Here is a 15,699-nt window from a genome sequence, read left to right as displayed (position 1 = left end):
GACATGAAGATGAAACGCACCCTCACCGCCCTCGCCACCAGTCTGATCGCCACCACATCCGCTGCCGAGCAAGTCGGCAACGTCGATGTTGATTGGCTGGGCAATGATATCGTTGTCGAAGCCGTGGCTGATCCCAAGGTTAAGGGCGTGACCTGTCACCTAGCCTATTTCGAGCGCGGATTGATTGATCGGTTCCAAAAGGGCAACTGGTTTGAAGACCCGTCGAACTCCTCTATCTCTTGCCGTCAAACCGGACCGATAGAGATCGGCGATATTGAGATGGACGACGAAGGCGAGAATGTCTTTAGCGAGCGCCGCTCGATCATCTTCAAAACGCTGCGGGTGAAGCGAATTTTCGATCGAAAGAACAATACCTTGATCTATATCAGCCACAGCCAGCGGGTGCAGGACGGTTCGGCGAAAATGTCGATGTCTACCGTGCCGCTTTATACCCCCGGACAATAACGCCCAATCTTCGGCAAAGCCTCGCCATCACTGCAAAGTCGCCTTGCCGGGCGGTGGGCCTGCGATATGCTGCGAAAAACGCAACGACGTAGCACAGGCAGGTTTCATGAGACATTCACGCAGAACATTCGCATTCGGACTTGCAGCGCTCGGGCTGACTTCGGCCTGCTCGACAGGTGGCGGTGTGCTGGGGTCTGCCGCCGCTGCGGGATTGGCAGACGATTTGCGGCCCGTGCCAAACGCGGGCTATGACGCATGGGTTGCGGCGTTTAAATCACGCGCAGCAGCACAGGGCATTTCTGCCAACACGCTTGCGCAAGGTTTTCGCGGAGCCGGGTATTTGCCCGGCGTTGTCAGACGCGACCGAAATCAGACAGAATTCAAACGCTCGCTCGAAGACTATCTTGCCATTGCGGCGTCTGATGAGCGAGTCTCCAAGGGCCGCGCGGCTTTTGCGCGACACCGCAGCACGCTCACCGCGATTGAGGCGCGCTATGGCGTGGCGGCAGAGATCGTCGCGGCGGTCTGGGGGCTTGAAAGTTTCTTTGGCGAGCGGCGTGGGAATGTGCCGGTGGTCTCGGCCACCTCGACACTGGCCTATGACGGGCGGCGCGGGGCGTTCTTTGAAAAGCAGTTAGTTGCGGCGCTGAAGATTTTGCAAAACGGCGATGTGAGCGCGGGCGGCTTGACCGGCTCTTGGGCCGGGGCAATGGGGCATACGCAGTTTATCCCGACGTCTTACCAAGCCTTCGCGGTTGATTTTAACGGTGACGGACGGCGCGACATTTGGTCGGATGATCCGACTGACGCGCTGGCGTCCACAGCCGCCTATCTGGCACGCAATGGCTGGCAGAAGGGGCTGAAATGGGGCGGCGAGTTGGGCGATATGCCGGCCAGTGCGGGGTCGATCCTGCAGCCGCAACCGGGCGGGCCGAAGTTCGTCGTGACCCGCAATTTCAACGCGTTAAAGCGCTACAACAACTCCGACAGCTATGCGATTGGCGTAGGCCATCTGGCGGATCGGATCGCCGGAGGCGGCCCGCTGCGTGGCAGCTTCCCGCCCGATGCCAATGGGCTGACCAAGGACGACCGGATGGAGTTGCAGCGTCGCCTGACCGCGCGCGGTTTTGACACCGACGGCGCCGATGGGGTGATCGGGCCGAATAGCCGTAAGGCAATCAGCGCCTATCAGCAGAGCGTCGGCCTGCCCGCAACGGGTGAGCCTTCGATTGACCTGCTGCGCCGCCTGCGCTGACCGGGCTTAGCCGGGGCTGATCCCGGCGCGGTCCAACATGCCCGCGATCTCTGCAAATGCGGTCGCGGGTGGGGTGTGGTCGGACTTGCGCTGGCCGAGGAACGTCTCGCAGGGGCCAGCAAAGGCGATGGCGCGGTCCAACTCAGGGTTGCTGCCGCTGCGGTAGGCGCCGATCCGGATCAATTCTTCCATGTCGGCATGCGCCGCGAGCGCCTTATGGGCCGCCGTGAGCAGCGTATATTCGACATCACTGTGACAATCCGGCAACGTCCGCGAGACGCTGGCGAGCAGGTCAATCGCCGGGTAGCGCCCCTTTTCTGCGATGCGGCGGTCGAGCACGATGTGTCCGTCGGTGATGCCGCGTACGGCGTCTGCGATGGGGTCGTTCATGTCGTCCCCGTCCACCAGCACCGTGAAGATCGCGGTGATGTCGCCCTTGCCCACCGGGCCGGGCCCCGCGCGTTCCAGCATTTGCGGCAGTTCGGAAAAGACGGTAGGTGGGTAGCCCTTAGCGGTGGGCGGTTCGCGTGACGCAAGGCCGATCTCCCTCTGCGCCATGGCAAAGCGGGTGACGCTGTCCATCAACAGCAGCACATGCTGGCCCTGATCACGGAAATGCTCCGCTACAGCCATGGCCGTCCATGCAGCTTGGCGGCGGGTGAGCGGTGGCTCATCCCCGGTGGCGACGACGAGAACGGCCTTCTCCATGCCTTCGGGGCCGAGGTCTGACGCGATGAAGTCCTGCACCTCGCGGCCCCGTTCACCGACAAGCGCCATAACCACCACATCACACTCTGTATAGCGTGCCAGCATGGCCATCAGCGTGGACTTCCCCACGCCGGAGCCTGCAAAGATGCCGAGGCGCTGGCCTTGGCAGAGCGGGGTGAAAACGTCCAACGCCCGCACATGAGTCGCGAGTTTCGGGCCGATGCGTTTGCGATCGAAAGCGCCCGGGGGACTTGCCCGCAGGGGGCGCGGCTGGGTGCCTTCAGCGAGATGCCCCTTGCCGTCGAGCGGCGCGGCAGAGGCACTGATCACACGGCCCTTCCAGCTTTCGTCGGGGCGGATCACATCACGGCCAATCGCGACCTCAACCCGGTCGCCCGCCGCCACCCCGCGCCATGAGCCGAAAGGGAGCAGTTCGGTGCCTTGCGTCCCGATCCCCACCACCTCGGCATGGACCGGCCCGTCGGAGCCATGCACGATGCACCGCTCGCCGATGCCCAGCACCCGCTCCAGCCCCACGGCGGTCAGCGTGATGCCAGTGATCGCACGCACTTCGCCGGTGATCTCAGCCTCCCCCGCCTCGCGGGCAAAGCTTGTCAGCTCGGAAAAGAGTGTCTGCATGGATAAATTTCCTCTAGGAGCGCCGGGTAATATTTACTATACAAGGATTAAACAGGCTATAGGCAAAAAAATGAACTTGTCTAATCTTTCTATTCTTGGACTCGCTTCGGACCGGATGCAATGGCTCTCGGCCCGGCAAAAGGTGACTTCTGAAAACATCGCCAATGCCGCCACGCCAAACTACAAAGCGCGGGATGTGTCGTCTTTTGAGACCATGCTGAACGGCGAGTTGTCGCGTGGCACGGGGCTTGTCACCACCCATGACAAACACCTCACCGGCGTCGCCAATGTCACCCCCGGTGTGCGCACGATGGATGACCGCACGGCAGCCAATGCCACGCTCGACGGCAATACGGTGAACCTCGAAGAGCAGTCGGTGCGGGCGAGTGAGATCAGCGATCAATACAGATTGGCAGCGCAGCTTTACCGCAAAAGCTATGACATGCTGACCATGGCCGTCACCGGAAACAGGTAAGGACACCGCATGGACACGCTTCAATCTATCGCAAAAATCGCCGCCAGTGGCATGACCGCGCAGACCGCCCGCTTGCGGGTGATCTCGGAAAACGTCGCCAATGCTGAGTCGACCGGCACCACGCCCGGTGCCGACCCCTTCCGCCGTAAGACGATCAGCTTTTCCGAATTGATCGACCGTAACAGCGGCGGGTCGCTGGTCGAAGTGGACAACATTGGCCGCGACCAGTCGCCGTTCCGGCGCGACTATGACCCGGCGCATCCGGCCGCGGATGAGACCGGCTATGTCAAACGGCCCAATGTCGATCCGATCATCGAAATGGCCAATATGCGCGAAGCTTCGCGTAACTATGAGGCCAATATGAACATGTTCGAAGCAGGCCGCCGGATGCGCAGCCAGATGCTCGATCTGCTGAAGTGAGGCTGACATGAGCGATCCTGCATCCTTGATCTCTACCGCCGCCGTCCGAGGGGCTTACCGCACCTCGCAATCTCTGACCGGCCCCAAGACCGAAGGCATCGCTGAAGAGGCCGGGGCGAGCGTCAATAGCTTCACCAGCATGGTGCAGCAGGCGTCTGAAAGCGCACTGGAAACCGTACGCGGCGGCGAGGCCGTGGCTCAGGCCGGGCTGCGGGGTGAGGCGGATACGCAGCAGGTTGTGGAAGCCATGCTGGCGATGGAATCCACCGTGAAAGTGGCCGTGTCGGTGCGCGACAAATTCGTCGAGGCTTATCAGGAAATCTTGCGGATGCCGATCTAGGCCATGACCGAAACCCAGACCTATGACATCATCTCTGCAACCGTCTGGGCCGTGCTTTTGGCCTCGGGGCCGGTGCTGGGGGTGGCGCTGGCGATTGGTCTGGTGATCGCGTTTTTCCAAGCATTGACGCAAATTCAAGAAATGACGCTGACCTTCGTGCCCAAGATCGTGATGATTTTTGTCACCCTGCTGGCCGCGACGCCGTTCATGTATGCCACGTTGAAGAACCTGTCGGACACGGTCTTCGATCTCGTGCAGAGCGGTGGGCTGTGAGGGCGCTTTGGCATATCGCCCGCGCGGCGCTTTTGGGGGCCGTGCTCGCCTCCCCTGCCCTCGCCCAGGGCTGGGGGTCATTCTATGAGCCATCGCAGAAGAATGCGGTGACCAAGACCGCCCGGACGCTCGCAGTCAAGGGCGGGCCGGAGGGGGTCTGCATTCGCGAAATCCTCGCCGCGCAAACGCGTCATGGCATCCCTGACAACCTGCTGCTGGCCATCGGGCTGCAAGAGGCTGGGACGCGCCGAAACGGACATTTCACCGTCTGGCCCTATGCGGTCAATGCGGCGGGCGAAGGACGACTGTTCGATAACCGCAACGCCGCGCTGAATTGGGTCGCCGAGAGGCAGGCAAGTGGCATCCGCTCCATCGATGTGGGCTGTATGCAGATCAACATGCGCTGGCATCCCGATGCCTTTGACAGCGTGACCGAGGGCTTTGACCCGCGTGTGAATGTCGATTACGCGGCACGGTTTCTTAAGCGGCTGCACCGCCGCACAGGCAGTTGGATGCAAGCGGCGGGGTCGTATCATTCCTTTGAGCCTGAGTTCCGCGACACCTACCTCGACCGTCTGCAAAAGAACATCTCGGCCGCCAATGCGCGGCTGCCGGAGTTTCAGGCGTTGGCGAGTGCCAGCCCCGCCGCGCCACGCCCGCGTAAGCCTGCCACGCGGCCCGAAGGCGGCTATGACCGGCTGGCGGCTCGGGCCACATGGGGTGCACAGATTGGCGGGGCGGAGAACGCCCGTCGGTCGCTCTATTCCGCCCATGAGATGCAGCCGGTGCTGCCGCAGTTCACCACCGTCCACGCGGAGGATGCGGGATGAGCACGAAACCGAACTCCATGATGCCGCAATGGAGCATGTTTGGCGCCAATAAGGACGTGAGCTTTGCCGTCGGCATGGCGCTTGTGCTAGCCGTTCTATTTCTGCCGCTGCCGCCGATCTTGCTCGACTTCGGTCTGGCGCTGTCGCTGTCGCTGTCGGTGCTGATCTTTATGGTGGCGCTTTGGATTCCGTCGCCGTTGCAGTTCAACTCTTTCCCGACGTTGCTGCTGGTCACCACCATGCTGCGGCTGTCGCTCAACGTCGCCTCGACCCGGCTGATCCTCAGCGAAGGCCATGCGGGGATGCATGCGGCGGGCGACGTGATTCAAGGCTTCTCCAAGTTCATCGTGGCGGGGAACTTCGTCATCGGTGTGGTGATCTTTGCGATCCTTGTCATCATCAACTTCGTCGTGATTACAAAGGGGTCGACCCGTATCGCCGAGGTTGCCGCGCGTTTCTCGCTGGATGCGATGCCGGGCAAGCAGATGGCGATCGACGCCGACATGGGCGCGGGGCTGATCGACGAGGACGAAGCACGCCGCCGCCGCAAAGAACTGGAAGACGAAAGCGCGTTTTTCGGGGCCATGGACGGTGCCTCGAAATTCGTGCGCGGCGATGCGGTGGCGGGGCTGATCATTACGCTGATCAACGTAATCGGCGGCATCCTCATTGGCGTGGTACAGCGCGGGATGGGCGTGGGCGATGCGTTCGACGTCTTTACCTCGCTCACCATTGGCGACGGGCTCGTCAGCCAGATCCCGGCGCTGGTGGTGTCGCTGGCCGCCGGTCTGATCGTAACCAAGGGCGGCACACGAGGTGCGGCGAATGAGGCGGTCTTTGACCAGTTGTCGAACTTCCCCAAGGCGCTCTACATGGCGGCGATGCTGCTCTTTGGCATCGGCCTGTTGCCGGGCTTCCCGTTCTTCGTCTTCGCTCTATTGGCCGCCGCGATGGTGGGCTTGGGCGTGGTGATCCAACGCGGCGCGGCTGAGGCGGCTGAGGCCAAGGCCCGCGCTGACGCGGCAGAGCAGCAAAAGCAGGACCAGCCCGAGACCGAGAGCAACCCCATGCATCTTGATGAGTTGCGTCTGGTGCTGGGCGAAGGGCTGGTGGCGCTGGCCAACCGCCCCGACGCGGTGCTGCCAAGCAAGATCAAATCCCTGCGCAAACATTTCGCTGAAGAGTTCGGCTTCCCCATGCCCTCGGTGCGGATCAAGGACGATGTCAGCCTGCCGATCAACAGCTATGCCTTCCAAATCCACGGCGTTGACGTGGCCAAGGGCGACATCCGCGCCAATCAGATGATGGTGATCAACCCCGAAGGCGCCCCGCTGCAACTGCCGGGTGAGGCGACGCGCGAGCCGACCTTTGGCCTCGACGCGCTGTGGGTCGACAGCAAGGTCGCCGATCAGGCCGAGGCGCAGGGCTATACGGTGGTCGACCCGGAAAGCGTCATCACCACACATCTGACCGAAGTGGTCAAAGAGAACATGTCCGAACTGCTCACCTATGGTGCGGCGAAAGAGGCGATTGATGGGTTGGACCGGAACTATCAGAAACTGGTAACCGACCTCCCCGTTCCCTCCCCCGCGATCCTTGTGCAGCAGGTCTTGCAGGAGTTGCTGCTGGAGCGTGTGTCGATCCGCAACCTGCCGTTGATCGTTGAGGCGATGGCCGAGGCGACGCGCCAGACCAGCAAGCCCGCACTGGTGCTGGAAAACGTGCGCCGCCGCTTGTCGAGCCAGATTTGCCAAGGGCTGGCCGATGAACAGGGATTCGTGCCTGTCATCACCCTGTCGCCGTCATGGGAGGCGGAATTTATTGAGGCGGTCAAGATCGTGGGCGAAGACCGCACCTTTGTTATGTCACCCAAACGGGTGCAGGAATTCGTTTTGCAAGCCCGCCAGCAAATTCAACGCTTTGCCACTGAGGATTCCTGGCCCGCGTTGATGGTGAACCCCGAAGCGCGGTCCTATGTGCGCTCTATGTTGGAGCGGGTCAGCCCGATGACACCGGTGATCTCCAACGCTGAAATTCACCGCAAGGTGTCCTTGCGGACCGTCGCCACCATTGGCGCTTAGGCATGGACCTTTCCGCCTTCCTAACAGATGCGCTGATGGGGTATTTCGTCGTCTTCGCAAGGATCGGCAGCGCGCTTTTGTTCATGCCGGGCTTTGGCGAAACCTCTGTGCCCATGCGGCATCGGTTGTTCTTTGGCCTGATCCTGAGCGCCGCACTTTATCCGGCAACGGGGCTCGGGCCGGTGTCAGAAGACCGCCCCGGTGCTCTTTTGCTGATCTTTGGTGCAGAGATTACCGTGGGGCTGTGGATCGGGCTGGTCTCGCGCACCTTGCTGTCGGCGCTGCAATTCGCGGGCTATCAGATGGCGCTGATGTCAGGGCTGGCGAATGCGCTGGCACCCAGCATCGGCGCGTTCGAAGGGGCGACCACCATGGCGGCGATGTTGCTGGCGGCTGCCACGGCGTTGATCTTCATCACCGATTTGCACCACCTTATTATCGAGTCCTTGCTGATGTCCTATCAGGTCTTTGTGCCGGGGACGTTTATGCTGTCGGACCTCACCGATCAATTCGCCCGCGCGGCGCAGGTGAGCCTCTATCTTGGCCTGTCGATCGCAGCACCCTTCTATGTTGCCGGGCTAGTGCTCAATGTCGGCATGGGGTTGGCGAACCGGATGATGGCGAGCCTTCAGGTCTTCTTTATCGCGCAGCCCTTGCTGATCGCTGCCGGGCTGGCCTTGATGGTGTTGGCGGTTCCGACCATGATGCGCGGGTTTTTGGAGCCTTTCGCGCAGTGGCTCACCACCTACGGATTCTGAGCCATGTCGGAAGAAGACAAGAGCAGTAAGACCGAAGAGCCGACGGAGAAAAAGCTCCGCGACGCGCGCAAGAAAGGTGACGTGCCTCAATCGCGCGAGACCGGGACCGCGATGGTGGTGTTTTCCCTGCTGATGGTGCTGGTTTTCGTGCTGCCAAGTTCAATTGGCCAGATCGTCGACGCCCTGCAGCGCCCCCTGACAACGGCGGGCTTTACCGCGATTGGCACTGGCAGCACCGGGGTGGTCGAGGCTGGGCAGGTGCTTAAAGGTCTGGGCTTCACCTTGGGGCTGGCCATGTTGCCGGTGGTTGGCATCATGGTACTGGCCGCGCTTTTCGGTGTGTTGATCCAAGGCGAGACTGTGGTGTCCGCCGAGCGGATCAAGCCCAAACCGTCCAAACTCAACCCGCTTTCGGGGTTCAAACGGTTGTTCTCTGCCGAAGCTTTCGTGGAGTTTGGAAAGAACACAGCCAAGGTGCTGATTATCGGCTTCCTTACCGTTTGGGTGGTGCGCGATATCGCGCAATCTTTGGGCCAGACACAGGCCTTCGTGCCAGAGACCCTGCTGCCCGAAGCGCTCGACAAAGTGCGCTGGATTTTTCTGGTCACCACCGTGATCCTCGTCCCCATCGCCATTGCAGACATCATCTGGAAGCGTGCGCAGTGGAAGAAGAAGCAGATGATGAGCCTCAAGGAAATCCGCGATGAGCATAAAGACAGCGAGGGCGATCCGCAGATCAAAGGCCGCCGCGCCGAACTGCGCCGCGCCCGCGCCCGCCAGCGCATCGCACAGGCGATCCCCAACGCCAGCGTGATCCTGACCAACCCGACCCATTACGCCGTGGCGCTGAAATATGAACAGGGGGTGGATGACGTGCCGGTTTGCGTGGCGAAAGGGGCCGATGTCATGGCGCATCGCATCCGCGAATTGGCCAAAGAACATGACATCCCGATGATCGAAAACCGCCCCCTTGCGCGGGCGCTACACGCCGCGGTGGAGGTCGATGAACGCATCCCGATGGAACACTGGCAAGCGGTTGCCGAGATCATCGGCTTCGTTATGGACCTGCGCCGCAACGTGCGCCGCAAACCGCCCGCGGGCTCATCGGTGCGCGAGGACTAACCGCCTTGCCCTAGCGCAGTTTGAGCCCTTCGAGATTGCGGTCGGCGGGGAGTTTGGAACGCTCCAGCAGGATTTTGGTGATCAACCGCGCTCGGACAAGGCTGAACGACCCCATGATCTGCGCGGCATCACGCTCCGGCATCGCTCCGATCACCTGCACGGCGGTCTCAACATCGATCTCATCCATGATGCCCGCCGCGACTTGGGGCTTCATATTGCGGTAAAGCTCGACCAGTTTGGTCATGTCTTGGTTGTTGGCCTCGTCAATGACCTTAAGCTGAGCGCCGATCTCATCGCGGAGCGCTGCCAGCCGGGTCTGCTCAGCTTTCAAACTTTGCTCGGCCAGCGCCAGTTTCGCTTCCCGGTCTGCGATGGTGGCGCGTTGCTCTTTCAGCAAGGCCCGTTCTTCGGCGATGGCTTCGGCGATCAGGTGGCTCGGCTCGCACATCCCGCTTTCGCCCGGCGCGCTCGCGTCATAGCTGGGGGGCGCGGGGGCTGCGGCCAGCTCGACTGGCACCGGCGGCGTTTCCGCCGGGGTTTCGGCAATCGCCGTCATTGGCATGAATTCGACCGTGAGCTTCAACACCCCGGCAACCCCTAACCCCATCAGGGCGAGTTTCGGCAAAGAGATGCGGCTCATTCCTTGCGCTCCTTTGTGATGTCGAAAAAGGTGCGGACCAGTTCGGATTTGCCCTGCACCGCCGTTTGCCCACGCACGGGTGCGCGATTTTTCAATCGCGCCGCGCGTTTCTGGGCGGGGCTTTCGCCATCAATCGTGGGTTCCGGGCCGCGGGCTGTCGGCTGGGCAGGTTGCTTTTGCACGGGCGGCTCAGGACGTCGCACCTGAACACTTAGATCGCGCAGTTCTTCTACCGATTTAGTGGATTGATCAACTGCATTGCTAAAGGCGCCAACCATCGGCTCCATATCCTTGAGCGAAGCCATCAGATTGCGCACCCGGCGGTCAAGGACAAAAGCATAGACCAGCGTACCGATGAGCAGCACGATGATGATGATATCAATCAGGGCTGACGTCATCGGCGATCTCCTCCTCGGTTTCCTGTGGTAACAGGGATTGAATGACCCGCAGCGCCAAGGCGCCGTTGCTACGCTGACCAAAGGCTGCTTGAAACATTGGCTGTGCGTTGACCATGCCGACCACCGGGGTATCGACGGTCATGCCCAGATCGATGACCTGTCCGGGCTGCCATTCCAAGACGTCGCGCAGTGGGATTTTCATTTCTTGCAGGACCCCGGTGATGGTCACCGTGGTGCTGGAAATCTGGGTGTTCATATCCTTGCGGGCGTTGCTGTCGGTCGGGGAGCGCCCGCCGAGGAAGGGCTGCGCGAGCTTAGCGCTTACCTCGTCAAGGTTGCCGTAGGGTAGGATGAAAGTCATATGCCCGCTGCGGTCTTCAAAGGCCATGTGCAGCCGGACCGCGACCGTGGCGGTGCGCGGCGCGGCCAGCATGACAGAGCGCGGGTTGGATTCGAGCGACGCGATGTTGAAGCTCACCGGGCTGACGTCGCTGAGACATTTGCTGAGCCCCTTGAGCGACAGTTCTGCCAGCCGCCGCCCCAGTTTTTGCTCAATCGCGGTCAGGCCGCGCGGTTTCCACTCATTGGGCTGCGCACGGCGACCGCCCAGCATGATCTCCAAGACCGAGAACAACAAATCAGGCTCGACCACGCAGGCAATCTGGCTGTTCCAATTGTCCGCATCGGCAATGGCGAAAAGCGATGGTGCCTGCGTCGCCTCCATCGCGTCCTCATAGGGGAGGTAATCCAGCGACTGCAATTCGATCTCGGGCGCGACGGTGCAATAGGACTTCAGATCGGGCACCATCGCCAGCAACAGCCGGTCAAGAACGATCTCAAGCGTGGGCAAGCGCTGAAAGCTCTCCCGCGCCTGCCGGATCATGGTTTCTTCCAGCTTTACAGCATCACTTTGAAGGGAGGTTGTCGTGCTCATTGCACCACCATATCCGCAATCAATATTTCCCTCGGTGCGTCTGTATGGGCTACCGCGCGGGCGCGGCGCAGCAGTTCGGTTTTCAGCATCGCCAATCCATAGCTGCCGCTTAGATCGTTGACATGTAGCTGACGGAGGAAGTCTTGAAAACTGTCGCGCAGATAGATTTCCCGCGCCACCAAACGGTCCGCCCCTTCGAGGGTATCGTCATAGACCATCAGCATATTCAGCTTAAGAAACCGGCTGGTTTTACCGCCCTGTGGCCCAGTGTCGGTGACGTTCACGATGATTTCAGGGAAGGGCATCACCGGCAGCTTGGCCTTTTTTACCTTATCTCCCTCGCCCGGCGCGTCGGCCTTACCGTCTTTGCCCTTGTCGGCTTCGGCGTATTTTTGAGCGTCCTCGGAGGCCGCATCACCGCCCAAGCCCACCATTTGCATCATCACCGATGGCCCGATGGCCAGCGCAGCACCGCCGATGGCGGCAACGGCGCACAAAAGAGCAATGGCAAGGATAGCGACAGTCTTTTTCATAAATTCAGTCTTACTCAGATCCCGCGTCCTGCGCTAGACACAAGAACAAATACATCCCTATTCAAGCTTTATTGCAACAGAAACCTGTTTATTTCCAACGTCGAGCAAGTATAAATCGATATATACTTGCACAGCCCCCCCGGACGGGGAATGCTGGGTCCAGTCAACCAAGTGAGGCCACGTGAATCAGATCGTCGAAAACCTCAAGGATTTGGGTCCGAAACGTCTGGCAATGTTGGGCGGTATCGGCATCGCGATCATCGCTGCGATCCTGATCGGGGCGCGGACGATCTTTGCGCCGACCTATGTGCCGGTCTACAGCCAGCTTAGCCCCGGCACGGCATCGCAAATGATGCAGACCTTGGAGCAGGCCGGGCTGACGGTGGACCTGTCGCGCAATGGTGATACGATTTCTGTAGCCGAAGAGGACATCGCCCGTGCCCGCATGGCCCTGGCCGATGCGGGTCTGCCGGGCGAAGGCGTGCCGGGTTGGGAGATTTTCGATAATATGTCGGGCATGGGGATGAACTCCTTCATGCAAAAGGTGAACCGGCTGCGCGCGCTTGAGGGCGAATTGGCCCGGTCGATCCAGACCATCAGCGGCATCAAGGCCGCGCGGGTGCATCTGGTCCTGCCCGAACGCGCCGCCTTCTCGCGCAGCCAGCCCGAGGCCAGCGGCTCAGTCATTGTCCGCGCACAGGCCAATGCCAGCATCACCCGTCGTCAGGCGCAGGCGATACAGGCGCTGGTGGCCTCTGCCGTCGCCGATCTTGACGCGCAGAATGTGACCGTGCTGTCAGGCAGCGGCGAGACGATCTTGGCCAAGGACGATGGCGGCAGTTCTGACTATTCACTGCAAGGCCAGCGCAGCATGATCGAAGAGCAACTGGCGCAAAAGGTTGAATCGATCCTTAACGCCCGCGTCGGCCCCGGCAACACCCGCGTGCGGGTCAGCGTCGATCTGACCACCGAGCGCGAAGTTCGCGTCTCGCGCAGCTTTGACCCAGCCCAACAGGTCGCCCGTTCGATCGAAACCCGGACCCGCAATTCGAATGAGACCGACCCCGCCAATGGCACCGTGGATGTGGGCAACAACATCCCCGATGAACTGCGCGATGATGCAGGCGGCGGTGGCGTAGGCCAGTCAACCCGCAGCGAGAACGACGAGATCATCAACTACGAGATCGGCTCGGTCCAAAGCGAGTTGGTGCGAGAGCCCGGCGATATTGAGCGCATTTCTGTGGCCGTGCTGGTCAATGGCAGCTACGGCACCCTGCCCGACGGCTCGGAAGGCTATATCGAACGCAGCGAAGAAGAGATGCAGCGTCTGACGCAATTGGTCAGCACCGCGATTGGCTTTGACGAAAGCCGCGGCGATCAGGTGCAGGTGGACAGCCTGCAATTCCTTGATTTCGATTCCGAGTTCAGCAACCCATCGAGCCGCGGTCTTGGGGCGGTGCTGGCGGATAACGCAATGACGATCCTGCGCTCGCTCTTTGGATTGGCGCTGGTGGCAATCATCATGCTGTTCGGCGCGCGCCCACTGCGCATGGTGTTGGATACCGTCGCGCCGCAGCCCGCCCTTGCTGGCGCGGGGGCCGATGCCGCATTGCTGGATGGGCCGGACAGCCCGCAGACCAAGACGCTTTCGGACCAAAGCAGCCCGCAGCAACAAAACCGCCTGCCCACCCCGGCAGAGCCACAGACGGGCTCCGTCTTGGCCCCGCTGGACGAGGCGCCGCGCGACATGGTGCATTTGGCCTCGGTCGATGGGGAGGTGCAACACAGCCAAATCCGCACCGTCGCCGAACTGGCGCAGAACGACCCCGACGGGGCGTTGCGGGTCTTTGGTGAATGGCTCTCTGAGGAGTACAGCGCATGATTTCCACCCTGAAACTGCGTAACTTCGACGAGGACGCCAACCCCTCTGCCAAGCAGTCCGACCCGGATCAGCCTACCGCCGAAGAGATCGAGGCAAAGATCAAAAAGGCGCATAAGCAAGGCCATATCGAAGGCTACCTTGCCGGGGCCGACGCAGGCCGTGCTGAAATGCACAAACAGATGCAGGGCGAACATGCGCAGATGGCCGAAAAGCTCGCGCAAGAACTGGCCCGACTGGCGACCGCGATGCAGGGGCACACCGATGCGCTTGTCGCGCAGGTCGTGGGCTTTACCCTGCAAACCTGTGAAATCGTGTTGCCCGAGGTGATTGAGCGGCTGTCGACGGAACGGGTGAAGAAAACCGTAACCCAGTCTTTGAAAATGGCCATCGGCTCAAGCCGGATCAAAGTGCGGCTGTCGCCCCAGACCTTGGCGCAGATTGGCCGGGAGCTGCAAAGCCGCGCGGCCTATTACAAATGCGACGATGTGCTTGATGTGCAGGCCGACCCGGCCATTGCTGACGGGGATGCTCGGATGGAATGGGACCACGGCTCACTCGACTACGGATTCAAGAAAATTTGCGACCGCCTGCTTGCCGAACTGCGCGAGACACACAGGCGGGCGGTAGACGCTCAAAAGGAGAAGGACGGACATGGACAAGCCTGATCTGCAATCCCCCAAGGATACGGACGCCAGCATCGATAAGGCTGACAACACCCCGGCTGAACAGCCCCGTGCGGATGCTTTGGGCAATACAGAAGCCCCAGGCGGTGCCGAGGCGGATGTCTTTCCGCAGCTTGATACCGAGGATTCCCGTAACGCGCTGGCGCCGCGAGGCGAAGCTGGCAGCACCGGCATCAATGCCATGCTGAACGTAGGTCTTGATGTGCAGATCGTGCTGGGCCAAGCCCGTATGCCGATCTCGCGCCTGTTGGAACTGACTCGCGGCTCGATCGTGGAGTTGAACCGCAAGATCGGCGCGCCGGTTGACCTAATGGTCTCTGACCGTCTGGTGGCGCGTGGTGATCTGGTCAAGGTGGGCGAAGACCGTTTGGGCGTCTCGCTAACCCAGATCGTTAAGGACTATGCGCCTGACTGACCGCCCCTCCCCGCGCCCTGCTGCGCTTGGCCGACTGAGCCTTACCCTGCTGGTGTTTCTCGCCAGCAGCGGCATGGCTATGGCGCAAGACGGTGGCTTTCTCGGCACGCTGTCGGATGTGATCGGAGACGCGGCACCGGGCAGCGATGATAACGCGAACTTGTCCGGGCGCATCGTCCAGTTCATCGCGCTGATCACGGTGCTGAGCATCGCGCCGGGGTTGTTGGTGGTGATGACCAGCTTCACCCGCTTTGTTATCGTCCTGTCGATGCTGCGCTCGGCGCTTGGGTTGAACCAGACACCGCCCAATATCGTGCTGACCTCACTGGCGTTGTTTATGACCTTTTTCGTCATGCAGCCGGTGTTTGAGGACGCCTATGAGGGCGGGGTCGTGCCGCTCTTGAACAACGCGATTGCCGAAGAGCAGGCGCTGGAGCGCATCGCGACCCCCTTCCGCAGCTTCATGTTTGTTAACACCCGTCCAGAGGACTATGCCCTGTTCCTGCGCGTCACAGCGCCTGAGAGTGAGGATGGCACCGCTCCGGCCATGCCCGCCTCTGCTGAGGAGGCCAGCTTTCGCCATTTGGTCCCGGCCTTTATGATCTCGGAACTGCGCCGTGCCTTTACCATCGGGTTTCTGATCTACCTGCCCTTCGTGGCGATCGACCTGATCATCGCCTCGGTGCTGATGAGCGCCGGCATGATGATGCTGCCCCCGGTGCTGATCTCCCTGCCGTTCAAGGTGATCTTCTTTGTATTGATTGATGGCTGGTACATGCTGGCCGGATCGCTGATCGAAAGCTACGTGCCGCTGGCCGGTGGCTGACCAGCGCGTGAAAGGAATTCGT

At 61.1% G+C, this 15,699-nt stretch carries 19 protein-coding genes; 14 read left to right on the top strand and 5 right to left on the bottom strand.

Translation table 11 applies throughout. The features are described from left to right. The first annotated feature begins 9 nt into the window (after positions 1-9). Together HTT03_RS06645 and HTT03_RS06640 are read left to right on the top strand one after the other, a co-directional pair. Positions 10-465, top strand: coding sequence for a CreA family protein (locus tag HTT03_RS06645; RefSeq protein WP_174859094.1), 456 nt, complete (start codon positions 10-12; stop codon positions 463-465). Positions 466-571: 106 nt separating this feature from the next. Then, entirely contained in the window at positions 572-1,720 is a 1,149-nt protein-coding gene (locus tag HTT03_RS06640; RefSeq protein WP_174859093.1) for a lytic murein transglycosylase, read from the top strand. Positions 1,721-1,726: 6 nt separating this feature from the next. Here HTT03_RS06640 and HTT03_RS06635 read toward each other — a convergent pair whose 3' ends face one another. After that, positions 1,727-3,067, bottom strand: coding sequence for a FliI/YscN family ATPase (locus HTT03_RS06635; protein ID WP_174859092.1), 1,341 nt, complete (start codon positions 3,065-3,067; stop codon positions 1,727-1,729). Positions 3,068-3,137: 70 nt separating this feature from the next. Between HTT03_RS06635 and flgB the strand changes: the two genes are divergently transcribed. The 8 genes from flgB to flhB are packed head-to-tail and all read left to right on the top strand — an operon-like array spanning position 3,138 to position 9,366. Beyond that, positions 3,138-3,542, top strand: a complete 405-nt coding sequence (gene flgB, locus HTT03_RS06630; RefSeq protein ID WP_174859091.1) for a flagellar basal body rod protein FlgB — start codon at positions 3,138-3,140, stop codon at positions 3,540-3,542. Positions 3,543-3,551: 9 nt separating this feature from the next. Next, positions 3,552-3,962, top strand: coding sequence for a flagellar basal body rod protein FlgC (flgC, locus tag HTT03_RS06625; RefSeq protein WP_174859090.1), 411 nt, complete (start codon positions 3,552-3,554; stop codon positions 3,960-3,962). 7 nt (positions 3,963-3,969) lie between these two features. Beyond that, on the top strand, positions 3,970-4,302 hold the full coding sequence (gene fliE / locus HTT03_RS06620; protein ID WP_174859089.1) for a flagellar hook-basal body complex protein FliE: 333 nt from the start codon (positions 3,970-3,972) through the stop codon (positions 4,300-4,302). A gap of 3 nt (positions 4,303-4,305) precedes the next feature. Further along, on the top strand, positions 4,306-4,575 hold the full coding sequence (gene fliQ, locus HTT03_RS06615) for a flagellar biosynthesis protein FliQ (protein ID WP_174859088.1): 270 nt from the start codon (positions 4,306-4,308) through the stop codon (positions 4,573-4,575). Beyond that, complete coding sequence (locus HTT03_RS06610) at positions 4,572-5,405, top strand: transglycosylase SLT domain-containing protein (RefSeq protein WP_174859087.1); 834 nt, start codon at positions 4,572-4,574, stop codon at positions 5,403-5,405. The genes fliQ and HTT03_RS06610 overlap by 4 nt, the downstream gene beginning before the upstream one ends. Further along, the gene (gene flhA / locus HTT03_RS06605) at positions 5,402-7,486 is read left to right on the top strand and encodes a flagellar biosynthesis protein FlhA (protein WP_246253377.1); all 2,085 of its coding nucleotides are present in this window, start codon (positions 5,402-5,404) and stop codon (positions 7,484-7,486) included. Before HTT03_RS06610 ends, flhA begins: the two co-directional genes overlap by 4 nt. Positions 7,487-7,488: 2 nt before the next feature. Beyond that, positions 7,489-8,244 carry a flagellar biosynthetic protein FliR gene (locus tag HTT03_RS06600; RefSeq protein ID WP_174859086.1) on the top strand — a complete coding sequence of 252 codons (756 nt, stop codon included), beginning with the start codon at positions 7,489-7,491 and terminating at the stop codon, positions 8,242-8,244. Positions 8,245-8,247: 3 nt separating this feature from the next. Next, on the top strand, positions 8,248-9,366 hold the full coding sequence (gene flhB / locus HTT03_RS06595) for a flagellar biosynthesis protein FlhB (protein WP_174859085.1): 1,119 nt from the start codon (positions 8,248-8,250) through the stop codon (positions 9,364-9,366). Positions 9,367-9,376: 10 nt separating this feature from the next. Here flhB and HTT03_RS06590 read toward each other — a convergent pair whose 3' ends face one another. From HTT03_RS06590 to HTT03_RS06575, 4 genes are read right to left on the bottom strand one after another with little or no spacing between them, the layout of a single operon-like run. Then, positions 9,377-10,006 (bottom strand): MotE family protein, encoded by a 630-nt coding sequence (locus HTT03_RS06590; protein WP_174859084.1) that lies wholly within the window; start codon positions 10,004-10,006, stop codon positions 9,377-9,379. Next, entirely contained in the window at positions 10,003-10,404 is a 402-nt protein-coding gene (locus HTT03_RS06585) for a flagellar motor switch protein (RefSeq protein WP_174859083.1), read from the bottom strand. The genes HTT03_RS06590 and HTT03_RS06585 overlap by 4 nt, the downstream gene beginning before the upstream one ends. Continuing rightward, on the bottom strand, positions 10,385-11,338 hold the full coding sequence (locus HTT03_RS06580; protein ID WP_174859082.1) for a flagellar motor switch protein FliM: 954 nt from the start codon (positions 11,336-11,338) through the stop codon (positions 10,385-10,387). Before HTT03_RS06580 ends, HTT03_RS06585 begins: the two co-directional genes overlap by 20 nt. Further along, positions 11,335-11,871, bottom strand: a complete 537-nt coding sequence (locus HTT03_RS06575; protein ID WP_174859081.1) for a flagellar basal body-associated FliL family protein — start codon at positions 11,869-11,871, stop codon at positions 11,335-11,337. The genes HTT03_RS06580 and HTT03_RS06575 overlap by 4 nt, the downstream gene beginning before the upstream one ends. Before the next feature lie 181 nt (positions 11,872-12,052). Here HTT03_RS06575 and fliF point away from each other — a divergent pair, with 181 nt between their 5' ends. Genes fliF through fliP form a run of 4 tightly spaced genes read left to right on the top strand, consistent with a single transcriptional unit; the run spans position 12,053 to position 15,677 of the window. Next, positions 12,053-13,753 carry a flagellar basal-body MS-ring/collar protein FliF gene (fliF, locus tag HTT03_RS06570; RefSeq protein WP_174859080.1) on the top strand — a complete coding sequence of 567 codons (1,701 nt, stop codon included), beginning with the start codon at positions 12,053-12,055 and terminating at the stop codon, positions 13,751-13,753. Beyond that, positions 13,750-14,418 carry a FliH/SctL family protein gene (locus HTT03_RS06565; protein ID WP_174859079.1) on the top strand — a complete coding sequence of 223 codons (669 nt, stop codon included), beginning with the start codon at positions 13,750-13,752 and terminating at the stop codon, positions 14,416-14,418. The genes fliF and HTT03_RS06565 overlap by 4 nt, the downstream gene beginning before the upstream one ends. Next, positions 14,405-14,851 (top strand): FliM/FliN family flagellar motor switch protein, encoded by a 447-nt coding sequence (locus HTT03_RS06560; protein ID WP_174859078.1) that lies wholly within the window; start codon positions 14,405-14,407, stop codon positions 14,849-14,851. The genes HTT03_RS06565 and HTT03_RS06560 overlap by 14 nt, the downstream gene beginning before the upstream one ends. Then, positions 14,838-15,677 (top strand): flagellar type III secretion system pore protein FliP, encoded by an 840-nt coding sequence (fliP, locus tag HTT03_RS06555; RefSeq protein ID WP_174859077.1) that lies wholly within the window; start codon positions 14,838-14,840, stop codon positions 15,675-15,677. Before HTT03_RS06560 ends, fliP begins: the two co-directional genes overlap by 14 nt. The last annotated feature ends 22 nt before the right edge of the window (positions 15,678-15,699 follow it).

The sequence above is a fragment of the Sulfitobacter maritimus genome (genome assembly GCF_013346665.1).
GTDB classification, from domain to species: Bacteria; Pseudomonadota; Alphaproteobacteria; order Rhodobacterales; family Rhodobacteraceae; genus Sulfitobacter; species Sulfitobacter maritimus.
The sequence above is the reverse complement of the archived record's forward strand: the minus strand, read 5'-3'. Positions and strand labels throughout refer to the sequence as shown.